Below are 11,095 nucleotides of genomic sequence, written 5' to 3'. Positions count from 1 at the left end.
AATGTATCACCTTATTTAGCACTACCAAATATAAACTTATAGTGTATGAACAAAAAGCTTCCACAAGGCAGGGACACCAATATCCCTCCCAAATCGATCTTGAAGATCAAGGATCGAATTTTTAAAGTTGTCCTAATCGTGCTATTGATCAGCTTAACAATAAGTGTTCAGGCGCAGGAAAAAATTACCGGTCTTGTTAGAGATTCCAGCGGCCCACTTGCAGGAGTAGGGGTGCAGATAAAAGGTACAAAGGTTTCTACTCTTACTGATGGCAACGGTAAGTTTATGATTGCACTTTCAGGCACATCAAAAGCAGTGCTTGTTTTTTCATTTATTGGATACCAGACCCAGGAACTTCCAGCTGTCGGCAACCAAGTACTAGAGGTGACCATGTTGGAATCTACTTCGGACTTAAATGAAGTAGTGGTGGTTGGTTACGGTACACAGCGAAAACAGGATCTTACAGGAGCGGTATCAGTAGTGAAGGCCTCAGATGTTAAAAAACGACAGGCTACCACAGTTGCAGAATCCCTTCAGGGACTTGCAACAGGGATCCGAGTGAGGAGTGGCGGGCAGCCAGGTTCCGAAGCGCAGATCCAGATACGCGGGCTGAAGAATTTTTCAGGTACAAATCCATTATATGTCATTGACGGACTGGTTACCACTGCAAACCGCGATTTCAATCCCGCGGATATAGAATCTATACAGATTCTTAAGGATGCGTCAGCCGCCGCAATATACGGAACACGTGCAGCAAATGGGGTTATCATTATTACCACTAAAAAAGGGGCAGAGGGGCCGACAAAAATCGACGTTTCGGCAAAAACTACATTTCAGACTATCCCCAGATATTCACTTGCAGAGACCAGCGAATTCGCAACGCTTAACAATATGGCCTACGACAATGCAAATGTTAAAAAGCAGAATCTTGATTTGTCTGTGAATACCGACTGGCAGGATGAAACTTACAGAACCGGGATGGTACAGGATTATTCACTTAGTTTTTCAGGTGGTGGAAAAGACAACAGTTATTTCATATCCGGGGGCTATTTTACAAATAAAGGTGCGGTAATCAGTACCGGTTTCGACCGCGTAAACTTCAGGGTTAATACAAAAACAACAAAGGGAATATTCACTATCGGTGAGAACCTTGCGATAAGTAATGCCAAAGCCGATGAAATGTCCGGCAATCCTATCGTGAGTGTAGTCCGCCTGCTTCCGACAATCCCTGTTTACAATCCGGCAAACCCAGGTGGATACGGTTACGGTGACGAGGCTCGTGCAAGGACATTTGGTACCAACCCGGTTGCAATTGCTGACCTTGAGGATAGAACAAATGAAAATTTAAGGATACGTGGTAATCTGTTTTCAGAACTGCAGATCTTGCCCTCATTGAAATATAAAATCAATGTTGGGTATGAAACCAGCCGAGACCATTATTCCTATTTAAGAAAGCCAGGAAACTGGACACTCAACCAGGCGTTTGATCCTGCAATTATTAATGAAAACAGGGGCGAGTCTTCGACGGTATTGATTGAAAACACGCTGTCCTTTGATAAAGACTTTGGTAAGCACAAACTAAATGTGTTAGCGGGTCAATCCTATCAAAGAGACAAATATGCCCAGATATGGGGCACCAAAAGGAATATTCTGGCAAATCCCTCCGGAGGATATTATGACGTACTTGATCAGGGAAATGAACCACAGACCGGTGGTTTCAAGAACCGCACCGATCTAATTTCCTATTTTGGAAGATTTGAATATAACTATGCCGATAAATATCTTTTGAATGGGGTAGTTAGGACTGATGGTGTTTCAAGATTTGGTAAGGACCACAAGTTTGGTGTCTTTCCGTCAATATCCGGTGCATGGAGGATCAGTAAGGAAGATTTTTTTAAAGCTTCATGGATAGACGATCTTAAATTACGAGCCAACTATGGAACACTTGGAAGCAGCAATATCGGACCATACGATTATATTGCTTTTATAAACACTTTCCCAACGATCGTACTGGGCCCCGGACAAACCGTGCTTCCAGGAGCGACACAAGTAAAACTGGCCAATCCGGATCTGAGATGGGAAGAGGTTACCCAACAGAATTATGGACTGGATGCCGCCTTCCTTAAAAATAAACTGACCATCAGCGCAGAATATTTTATTTCAAAAACCAAAGATGTACTCTTGCAGTATCCCTTGCTCCTCTCTACAGGAAATGATGGCGGCAATCCTTATGTGAACGGTGCGACCCTGGGAAATAAAGGATTTGAATTTACCGTTTCTTATCAGGAAAATAAAAATGCCTTTAAATATGGGGCAACTGCAAACCTGACCACTTTACGTAATAAGGTACTTGATCTTGGCTATGGTAAAAACAGAACTTTTGTAGGCAACACCGTAACCGAAGTGGGGCAGCCCATAGGCATGTGGTATGTATTGCAAACCGATGGGTTATTCCAGACTGCGCAGGAAGTGGCCGGTTACAAAAATGCCGCTGGCAAAGTTATCCAGCCTACTGCCCAACCTGGAGATATCCGTTTCAAAGACAACAATGGAGATGGCGAGATCAATAATTCTGATAAGTTAGTGGTTGGCAGTCCCTGGGCTGATTACGAAATAGGACTGAATTTGAATGCTTCATATAAGAACTTTTCATTTAACATGGACTGGTTCGGTTCTTTTGGTTCAACCGTATTTAACGGACCAAGAAGCGTTACTGATGCCTTTTCTGATAACAGCAATTATCGCGCAGGTATACAGCCATGGACACCACAAAACACGAACACCGATGTGCCAAGGGCCTATTATGGAAGCACGATCAATTCGAGGGGAGATACAGACCGTTGGCTGGAAAATGGAAGTTTTGCGCGTTTAAAGTATATTGGCATATCCTATAATGTTCCAGAAAAAATGATGAAAAAGATCGGTTTCCGGAATGCACAGATCAGCGTATCCGGGCAGAACCTGATCACGATCACCAAATACACAGGACTTGATCCAGAATTCAGCAACAACAGCATTTTTGAAAAAGGTTTTGACTTTGGCGCATTCCCAAATCTTCGAATGGTTTCAGTTGGTTTACAGTTTGGATTTTAAAATAATGAACATGAAAAAAATATTATTAACTCTACTGATAACAGGAACCTTTGTAATATCGTCCTGTAAAAAAAGCCTGCTCGATCAGGATAATCCGAATACGCTGACCCAGGAGCAGTTCTGGAAAACAGAATCAGATGCTCAAAAAGGTGTAAATGCCATTTATCATATGTTCTATCAGCCCGGTGGTTGGTCAAGGTGGATTTATTTTCGTTTGGATTTGACTTCCGACGAAGGTTTTAGCAAAAGCCCCTGGATCGAACTGGCTGATTGGACACGCTTTCAGTATATCAACTATAATTTTTTTGAAGGCAACCAGGTAAGCTACCGCGATACTTATAAAGCCATCTTCAGGTGCAACCAGGTACTCACATATGTACCTGAAATACCCTTTGCGGACCAGAATAAAAAAGCACAGATTTTGGCTGAAGCTAAGTTTTTGCGTGGTTTGTATTATTATTATGCAGCACTATTGTGGGAAAATTTTCCAATTGTTACAACAATTCAAAGTCCTACAGATATGCCCCAACAGAGTAGCCTTGCACAGGTTTGGGCACAGGTAGAAAAAGACCTTTCAGAAGCAGCAGCCGTTCTGCCAGCGCAGTGGAACGGAAATGATATCGGACGGCCTACAAAAGGTGCTGCATTTGCCCTGCTTGGTAAAACCTATATGCAGCAACGCAAATGGGCCGAGGCAAAAACAGCTTTTGATTATCTGATTACCGGTGCAGGTGCAGGTTTTTATGATCTGGTGGATTATAAGGATAACTTCCGGGCGGAGAATGAAAATAACAAGGAATCTGTTTTTGAAATCCAGTTTTCTGATGCCAATAAAACGGCTGAGGGAGATGGCCCAAGTTCAAATATGGGCAATAACAGGGCCCAGTTTTTTGCACCGAGATCTATTGGATGGTCCGACGGTCAGGCTCGGAACTGGATGGTTGCTGAATTCAAAAAAGAAAAGACTTTAGATGGTAAGATTGATCCCCGTTTAAGATATAGCCTATTTTACCCTGGCCTTGAAGCCGATTTCGGTGATAAAACTTATGGAAGAAGCTGGCAATGGGATGCTGATGAAGCATGGTTCAGAAAATATTCGCGGGATTATATACGGACCAACGAGGATTATTTCAGCCAGGTGAACACCCGAATGATCCGTTTTGCAGATATTCTTTTAATGTACGCCGAGGCAAATAACGAACTTGGACAGACTGCTGTAGCTTATCAGTATGTAAACAGGGTAAGGCAACGGGTTAATCTTGCACCCCTGGCAACAGCTTATCCTGGGATTGGAAATGATCAGTCACTTTTTAGGGAACGTTTAAAAATGGAAAGGGCACTTGAACTTTGTGGAGAAAGTGTACGATGGGCAGACTTAAAACGCTGGGGAGATTTAGAAACCCAGGCCGGCGTTTCAAAAGTAGCTCAGCGCGATCCGGATTTCAATAACTTTGTTCCCGGTAAGCACATCCGTCTTCCCTTGCCACAGATCGAGGTGGAGAACAATAGAAATCTTAAACAAAATCCAAATTACTAATACATATTTTAATGATACATCACAACTTTATTAGACTGCTGCTGATTAATATTTTAGCCATTACCTATTGCTCAGGTTGTTCAAAGGGAGGCAAACCTGTTCCCGAGGTTCCCGTGGCCAAACAGGAAACGATATCAATTAGTTGGGACCAGAACAGCAGAAGAAGGGTTTCATCACCAGCATTGAATGCTCGTTATTCAGGATATGCAAGAATAATACAGTTAGCTGATGCATCATTGCTTGCAGTATATGAAGCTGATGGTAGTATTGTATCGGTTAAGAGCGCTGATGGGGGTAATACCTGGTCTTCGGCAACGGTTATTGCCCCGCGTGCCAATGGATCGAATACGAGCGTTCCAGATCTATTGCTGTTAAAGGACAACAAAATTCTAGTCTTTTATAATGCCAGACCATACGATATTGCTCCTTCCAGAAAATTTGGGATTCTGGTTAAACAGAGCATTAATGGTGGACAGAGCTGGGAAAATGAAAAACTTTTGTATGAAGCGGGATACCAGTTCGAAAATGGTTGTTGGGAACCTTCTGCCCTTCAACTACCAAGTGGGGAGATACAGATGTACTTCGCCAACGAAGGGCCATATACTAATTCCAATGAACAGAATATTTCAATGCTCAGATCAAAGGACAATGCCGGGAGTTGGACTGCAGTTCCCGAAATTGTCAGCTTCAGGCCTGGGAAAAGAGATGGGATGCCGGTACCACTTCTATTAAAGGATGGAAAAGATATCCTGATCTCTATTGAAGATAATGCAATTAATACATTTAAGCCATATGTGCTGAGAAATAGCCTGCTGGAAAACTGGGCAGTTACAATCGGGGCAGAAAGTGCAAACAGAAATTATGCATTAGCAGATAGAATAGGTGATGAGCTGTACGCAGGCGCCCCATTTATCAGGCAACTGAGAACAGGAGAAACCTTACTTTCCTACCAAGGAACAGAGGACCGTACAAATGACCTGAATTTTGCCGATATGAAAGTTGTGATTGGGGATGAGAGGGGTCAGAATTTTAAGAGTAAATCTGTGCCCTTTCTGATTCCCAATAATAAATCATGTTTATGGAACAGTTTAACTGTGCTAAATGATGGCAGTGTACTTGCCATAACCAGTACCAATGCATACGCTAATGCTACAGAAGTATGGATGATCAAAGGAACTGTTATCAAGAGCACAAATTAATAATATTAATACTTATAGATTATGCAGAAAAAAATATTTTCCTATGCCCTAATATTGTGCCTCGGCGTATTTTTGGCCTGTTCGGGAGAAAAGAAAAAGGCTGAAACGCCCCGAGCAATATGGACTAATCAGCAGGCTAACAATTGGTATAAAAAACAGCCATGGCTGATTGGGGCCAATTTTATCCCCAGTAATGCCATCAACCAATTGGAAATGTGGCAGGCAGAAACATTTGATACCGTTACCATTGACAGGGAGCTTGGATGGGCAAGCGGCTTGGGTATGAATACCGTGCGGGTGTATCTTCATGATGCACTGTATCAGCAAGATTCGGTTGGTTTTCTTAGACGTATTGATACTTTTTTGACTATTGCGCAGAAACATAAAATAAAGCCACTCCTAGTGATTTTTGACTCTTGCTGGGACCCTTTTTATAAACTTGGCAAACAGAGGGAACCAATGCCTTTCAAACATAATTCCGGTTGGGTTCAAAGTCCCGGGCAACTGGCACTAAAGGATTCCCTTGAGTATCCTAGGCTGGAGAAATACGTAAAGGGAACTATCAAAGGATTCGCCAACGATGAAAGGATTCTCGGTTGGGATCTGTGGAATGAACCCGATAATATGACTGGTCCATCCTATGAAAAAGTAGAACTACCTAACAAGGTAGCTCTCGTATTGCCGCTGCTTAAAAAAGTATTTAGCTGGGCCCGTGCCGTAAATCCCTCACAGCCCCTGACTTCAGGTGTTTGGGTTGGCGATTGGTCCGATGCTACAAAAATGAAGCCCATCGAAAAACTTCAACTAGAACAGAGCGATATCATAACTTTCCATAACTACGACAGTCCTGCTGAATTTGAAAAACGCATAAAATGGCTTTCAAGATACGGAAAGCCCCTTGTCTGTACAGAATATATGGCTAGGCCAAACGGTAGTACTTTCGCTGGTTTTCTTCCTGTTGCAAAAAAGTATAACGTGGGAATGATCAATTGGGGCTTCGTTGATGGTAAAACCCAGACCAAATACCCTTGGGATTCCTGGACGAAAAATTACAGTTCGCCGCCCCCTGTCTGGTTTCACGAAATCTTGCGAACAGACGGAACGCCATATAATCAAGATGAGAAGGATATTATTTTATTAATGACGCAGAATAGGCAGAAAAATTGAAATGCGAATACTGACTACAAAGTAAGAGCTCTTTACTGAATTGTTATTTATGGTAGTATCACACTAATATGATTTTAATAATCTTTCTAAAATGCATTTATTTTAATGCATTTTAGAAAGATTAACTGATTACAATTAACCTCCAGTAACTTCAATTCTCTCTCCGGTCACCCACCCAAATCTTCAGAAGCAAGGAATACAACGACTTTAGCAATATTTATTGAAAGGCCGATCCTGCCTAGGGCGTCTGATCCAGAAAATACTTTTGATAAATTCAGATTCGCTGTAGAAAAGGAAGGAAAAAGGCTTTTAGGTACTAGGGAAAATAGATAGGTCTTTTAATATATTGTTATAACCATCCATTAGTTAGTAAGTGTTTTGTTTGACTTATGAGGGACGAGCTAAATCTCGCTCGTTTCAATGGTCAGATCTTTATTTTTGTGACGGCTAAATTTCCATTACACAAAATCAGTTTAATATTTATTACATCAAGAAAAAACTAATTGTTAGGATCTACTAATGTCAATATAATTAACCTACTTTCTGCTAATCAGTATGTCCTATGAGAGGTAACTCCGGTCGTCAATGGAACACTGTATCTTACGATAATCGCTGGGGTTGTAGCCAGAGCACTGTTTGATAAATCGACTGAAATGAGAACCTGTGTCGAAGTCAAGCCTGTCGGAAATCTCCTTGATTGAGAGCTCTGTTCTACAGAGCATAGAACGTGCCTCGGCGAAGACTTTGTTGTGGATCACATTTAGTGCAGTAAGGCCGGTTTCTTCCTTAACGACCTCACTCAGATGTTTTGCCGTAACGAACAGCATATCGGCATATCTCTGGACACTCTTATATTTGTCAAAGTGTAGATTGACTAGCGCGGTAAACTTATTTGTCAACTGTTTGTTTCGGCTATGGTCAATACGCATTGCTAACAGGTCTACAAAATGTTCATCGCTCCGGATAATCTCCAGTACCATCTCCATAAACAATAACCGGATCATCTGTTCATGCATTGGTTGGTCGCTATTGAACTCGATCTGAATCCGTTCAAACATTTTTCGCATGACCTGCCCGCGCTCTACATTAAGTTTGAATATTGGTACATAAAGCGGATACATCTCCCTTGAGGTATTGAACAGGTTCTCTATTAAGGTTTCCTTCAACATACCCTGAGATAAAAAATCTTTCGAAAAATCGATTTTATAATATTCGGTCGCTTTGTCGTAAGCGATCAGGTGCAGTCCCTGGTCCGGCCGCAGAAATTGCAACTGATTGGGCAAAAGCTCGAAGTTGCTAACATCTGAGCGAAGCCTCATGCTCCCTCGAATGCAAAACAGTAGCTTATACCGATCCTCTTCCATAATTTGATGGATACCGCTGGGCGATATAAGGTTAACCCTGAGACTAGGGGATAAGAGTCCCGAATTCAAAAAATGCTCGTTGTTATTAACTTGCAGATCAGTTTTGTATGTGAACTTATCTTCAATAAGCTCTTTAGTAAATCTTGTCAATTGTGGTACTTTTATTTTTCTGCAAATCAATAAAAGATAAATGTTAGATCCGTTTGGCGAATCTCATATTCGCGTCCGTATATTGTCAACAAAGCTCTTTATAATGTTTTGTTTTTTAGTTAGATGGTTGCCGCTTATAAGATTCTAAACATTGGGGTGAATGTTGTTTTATTAATATTTTTCTACAAAATCCATCCATTTAGAGCTCATTTGTATTGATATTCTGTAGATATCTAAACCGCGCCGTAAGGTAGAAGGCATAAAGATCACTCTACGCTTCCAGCACTCGTTCTAATTGTTTCCTGTGGTGGGTGTTATAGTGATAATTCTAGAACAGCAGCTAGATCGAGCGCAACAGAGGAGAAAGATATCTCTATATCAGAACTGAAGACTTCTACCGGCAGTGTGGTTTGTTTGAGAAGATATTGCTTCTGAAACAGAGATAGTGGCTCATTTGAATAGAAATCCAAAAAATAATATGATTCTCTTAATTAATAGGATTTTCGAAGATTAAAGCCAGACAAAGAAAAAGCCTTTCCAAAGTGGAAAGGCCTCGCTAATATAATTAATTAACCTAAAGTCCGAATGAGTAAGCAACCCTTAGACCAAAGAAGTTATTACTTTTTCCAAGATCAGTAAATTTTGAATTTCCTTCAAAACGAACGCCCGCATCAAGGTAGTTGCTTCCGCCAAGACCAAATTGATAGCCAATTTGCGGTGCATACACAAAAGAAGCAGAATTGGTAGCACCAATGTCTGATTTATTGGCCAGGAAAGAAGCTCCCGCCTCTCCTTGTAGGTAAAAGTTTTTAACAGGGAAGTATTTTAGACCAGCTTTCACAGGAATAAGCTGTAAATCATTTCCCACGTTCGAATTGTCCTTGAAAAAGTTTAGGTAGCCTGCATTCACTGTGATAAATAATTGATCTTTAACTACAGGGAAGTCAGCCTGCACTGATCCACCGAAACCTACGCTATAGGCATTGCTTAATCCGCCAACTGGTAAAGCCAGGTCCGGACCAACACTAAGCTTTATTCTTGAGCTATTAGTAGTTTTTGTAGGTTCTGTACCTCTGTTGTCTTGTGCTTTAACATTCAATGTAAATAGAGCGGTTAATGAAAGTGCAATTGCACTAATTTTAAGTGATGTTTTCATTTTATTAATTTTTGTTAACTGTATATGATAAAATAGATCTCTTTCTAAGGCTTGGTCGGTTATTGAACATAATTGTCAAGCTGAACACTGAACCTTTAAGAGAACATTTTATCTGATTTGATAATTCAAAGGTAGGCTCACCGATGATGTTGATCAATCCCAAAACTTCGGAAAGATGAACCAATTTCTCCTTAAATCGATTTTGGTTCTTATAGCATGTTTGCATTTTTTGATCTGACCTGTTTTAGAAAATATAGGTTTATATTATTCGCTTATTCGTGGACCATAAATCGCCACAATCCGAAGTACATCACAATATTATGGATGCTAAATTGAAATGAACCAGAACCTACCCGTAAAGTATGCTAAGGTGGTTGCTGTTCGTTTTTGGAAGTATATTTTTAACGAGCTTAGAGGGCTATTGTTGACTGTTCAGCCGATAATCCCTTTAAATGAAACTCTTGCTGGAGTATTCCTAACAGTTGAGCTTCAATTTCTAGCAAAGCTTTTTATAGCTTTAATGGTCTTTGGTTTGAATTATAAATTCCAGGTAATATTACCTGTATCGAATGGTGCTGTTTATTGAACTGTTGTCTAAAGCAGTTTAGAGAGATAATTTACTATAAATAGTCTCTCTAAACTTCATCACCATAAAAACATTTAAAAGATTAATCAATTACAATAAACCTCCAGCAACAGTGATTCTCTCTCCAGTCACCCAGCCGGCATCTTCAGAAGCTAGAAAAACTGCAACTTTTGCAATATCTATTGGAAGGCCGATCCTGCCTAAGGGTGTCTGATCAAGGAAGAATTTTTCCATCGCACTTCCAGGCCTACCATCTGCAGTCGATCCTTCTGATTCTGTCATGCCAGGAGCAATTGTATTTACTCTGATGTTTTTAGGACCAAGTTCTTTTGCCAATGTTTTTGCTATACTATCAACTCCTGCTTTAACAGCGCAGTAAATCAATGTGCCTGGGATAGGGTTCAAACTGATAGTCGAACTTAAATTGATAATATTTCCACCATTTTCGCCGAACAGAGCTACGGCTTGTTGCGCGCAAAAAATATGTGCCATTAGGCCTGTAGTTACCTGCAACTGAAAGGTTTCTTCACTAACATCCTCTAACATTTCATACCTCCAGACACTTGCGTTATTGACTAAGATATCTAACCGGCCATAAGCTTTATTAACCTCCTCGAAAAGTCTTTTTATATCAGCAATCTTTGAAATATCTGCTTGTACAGCTATGGCTGTTCCACCATTTTGGATAATCTCTTCAACTACACGGTCTGCGTATTCTTTACTTGATGAGTAATTTACCACTACCTTAGCACCTTCTCTGGCGTATTCTTTTGCAATTCCAGCGCCGATACCTTTTGACGATCCCGTAATGACCGCTACTTTGTCTTTTAATTTCATAATAAT

Annotated in this window: 8 protein-coding genes; 5 read left to right on the top strand and 3 right to left on the bottom strand. The window is 40.8% G+C overall.

Going from position 1 to position 11,095, the window contains the following annotated elements; all coding sequences use genetic code 11:
- The first annotated feature begins 45 nt into the window (after nt 1–45).
- Genes ACTJKN_RS15715 through ACTJKN_RS15700 form a run of 4 tightly spaced genes read left to right on the top strand, consistent with a single transcriptional unit; the run spans nt 46 to nt 6,996 of the window.
- Nucleotides 46–3,093: a SusC/RagA family TonB-linked outer membrane protein gene (locus ACTJKN_RS15715; RefSeq protein WP_440826455.1), complete on the top strand. Its 3,048-nt coding sequence runs from the start codon at nt 46–48 to the stop codon at nt 3,091–3,093.
- A 10-nt stretch (nt 3,094–3,103) separates the two neighbouring features.
- Nucleotides 3,104–4,630, top strand: a complete 1,527-nt coding sequence (locus ACTJKN_RS15710) for a RagB/SusD family nutrient uptake outer membrane protein (RefSeq protein WP_440826452.1) — start codon at nt 3,104–3,106, stop codon at nt 4,628–4,630.
- Between the two features lie 11 nt (nt 4,631–4,641).
- Entirely contained in the window at nt 4,642–5,829 is a 1,188-nt protein-coding gene (locus ACTJKN_RS15705; protein ID WP_440826450.1) for a sialidase family protein, read from the top strand.
- A 21-nt stretch (nt 5,830–5,850) separates the two neighbouring features.
- Nucleotides 5,851–6,996 carry a cellulase family glycosylhydrolase gene (locus tag ACTJKN_RS15700; protein ID WP_440826448.1) on the top strand — a complete coding sequence of 382 codons (1,146 nt, stop codon included), beginning with the start codon at nt 5,851–5,853 and terminating at the stop codon, nt 6,994–6,996.
- Nucleotides 6,997–7,556: 560 nt separating this feature from the next.
- Here ACTJKN_RS15700 and ACTJKN_RS15695 read toward each other — a convergent pair.
- Both ACTJKN_RS15695 and ACTJKN_RS15690 read right to left on the bottom strand, forming a co-directional pair.
- Nucleotides 7,557–8,315 carry a helix-turn-helix domain-containing protein gene (locus ACTJKN_RS15695; protein WP_440826446.1) on the bottom strand — a complete coding sequence of 253 codons (759 nt, stop codon included), beginning with the start codon at nt 8,313–8,315 and terminating at the stop codon, nt 7,557–7,559.
- Nucleotides 8,316–9,084: 769 nt separating this feature from the next.
- Complete coding sequence (locus ACTJKN_RS15690) at nt 9,085–9,666, bottom strand: outer membrane beta-barrel protein (protein ID WP_440826444.1); 582 nt, start codon at nt 9,664–9,666, stop codon at nt 9,085–9,087.
- 337 nt (nt 9,667–10,003) lie between these two features.
- On the opposite strand from ACTJKN_RS15690, the gene ACTJKN_RS15685 reads away from it, so the two are divergent.
- Nucleotides 10,004–10,252 carry a hypothetical protein gene (locus ACTJKN_RS15685; protein WP_440826442.1) on the top strand — a complete coding sequence of 83 codons (249 nt, stop codon included), beginning with the start codon at nt 10,004–10,006 and terminating at the stop codon, nt 10,250–10,252.
- Between the two features lie 90 nt (nt 10,253–10,342).
- Here the strand turns inward: ACTJKN_RS15685 and ACTJKN_RS15680 are convergent, their stop codons facing one another.
- Nucleotides 10,343–11,089, bottom strand: a complete 747-nt coding sequence (locus ACTJKN_RS15680) for an SDR family NAD(P)-dependent oxidoreductase (RefSeq protein WP_440826441.1) — start codon at nt 11,087–11,089, stop codon at nt 10,343–10,345.
- Nucleotides 11,090–11,095: the final 6 nt, after the last annotated feature.

The organism is Pedobacter sp. 22163, from assembly GCF_052045595.1.
Classification (GTDB): Bacteria; Bacteroidota; Bacteroidia; order Sphingobacteriales; family Sphingobacteriaceae; genus Pedobacter.
Note: the sequence above shows the minus strand (reverse complement) of the source record. Positions and strands in the feature narration are given on the sequence as shown.

Coding starts and splice junctions, on each gene's coding strand:
- ACTJKN_RS15700 (WP_440826448.1), top strand. CDS start 5,851: ATGCAGAAAAAAATATTTTCCTATGCCCTAATATTGTGCCTCGGCGTA.
- ACTJKN_RS15705 (WP_440826450.1), top strand. CDS start 4,642: ATGATACATCACAACTTTATTAGACTGCTGCTGATTAATATTTTAGCC.
- ACTJKN_RS15715 (WP_440826455.1), top strand. CDS start 46: ATGAACAAAAAGCTTCCACAAGGCAGGGACACCAATATCCCTCCCAAA.
- ACTJKN_RS15685 (WP_440826442.1), top strand. CDS start 10,004: ATGAACCAGAACCTACCCGTAAAGTATGCTAAGGTGGTTGCTGTTCGT.
- ACTJKN_RS15690 (WP_440826444.1), bottom strand. CDS start 9,666: ATGAAAACATCACTTAAAATTAGTGCAATTGCACTTTCATTAACCGCT.
- ACTJKN_RS15710 (WP_440826452.1), top strand. CDS start 3,104: ATGAAAAAAATATTATTAACTCTACTGATAACAGGAACCTTTGTAATA.
- ACTJKN_RS15695 (WP_440826446.1), bottom strand. CDS start 8,315: ATGAGGCTTCGCTCAGATGTTAGCAACTTCGAGCTTTTGCCCAATCAG.
- ACTJKN_RS15680 (WP_440826441.1), bottom strand. CDS start 11,089: ATGAAATTAAAAGACAAAGTAGCGGTCATTACGGGATCGTCAAAAGGT.